This window comes from Phytoactinopolyspora endophytica (assembly GCF_004138495.1).
Classification (GTDB): Bacteria; Actinomycetota; Actinomycetes; order Jiangellales; family Jiangellaceae; genus Phytoactinopolyspora; species Phytoactinopolyspora endophytica.
Genome location: NZ_ML142866.1, coordinates 28,774 through 29,740, shown reverse-complemented (window position 1 = coordinate 29,740; position 967 = coordinate 28,774). Strand labels below are relative to the sequence as shown.

The following is a 967-nucleotide window of genomic DNA, read 5'->3' as shown; positions in this document are numbered from 1 at the left end:
GTACGTGGACCTTCCGTCGGACGTGCCGGCCCGCGACGTCGCGGCCCGGCTGATCGGAGCCGGCCTCGAGGTTGAGACGGTGGACGAGGCCGGCGCCGACGTCACCGGCCCTCTGGTGGTCGGCCGCGTGCTGGAGTTCTCTGAGGAGACCCACAAGAACGGCAAGACCGTCCGCTGGTGCGCCGTAGACGTCGGCCCGGAGCACAACGCCGACCGCAGCGATGAAGGCGTGGCGTCGCCGTCGCGCGGAATCGTCTGCGGCGCGCGCAACTTCGAGGTGAGCGACCTCGTCGTGGTGGCGCTGCCCGGCGCGGTGCTGCCCGGGGGGTTCGCCATCACTGCCCGCAAGACGTACGGGCATGTCTCGGACGGCATGATCTGCTCGGCGCGCGAGCTCGGCATCGGTGACGACCACTCGGGGATCATGGTGCTCGGCGACGACGACGGCGCGCCGGGCGATGACGCCGCGCCGATCCTGCACCTGCGTGACGACGTGCTGGACATCGCCGTCACGCCCGACCGCGGCTACTGCCTCTCCATCCGTGGGGTTGCCCGCGAGGCCGCGATCGCCTATGGCTTGGACTTCCGTGACCCGGCCGCACTGACGTCGAAGGCCGCAGCGGCAGAGGAGGGCGACTCCAGCTACCCGGTGCGGGTAGAGGACGCGGAGCGATGCCCGGTCTTCGTCGCTCGCACGGTCACGGGGGTCGATCCGGCCGCGCCGAGCCCGCGCTGGCTGCAGCGACGGGTCCAGCTGGCCGGCATGCGCCCGATCTCGCTAGCCGTCGACGTGACGAACTACGTGATGCTGGAGCTGGGGTCGCCGATCCACGGCTACGACAAGGAGCTGCTGAACGGCCCCATCGTCGTCCGCCGTGCGCGCCCGGGTGAGAAGCTCACCACGCTCGACGATGCCATCCGCGACCTGGATCGGGACGATCTGCTTATCACTGACGACACCGGACCG

The 967-nt window shown here is 70.6% G+C and carries 1 protein-coding gene; it reads left to right on the top strand.

Features of this window, described 5'->3' with window-relative positions:
* A partial coding sequence (locus ELR45_RS27070; RefSeq protein WP_205857351.1) for a phenylalanine--tRNA ligase subunit beta occupies positions 1-967 on the top strand: 967 nt, incomplete at both ends.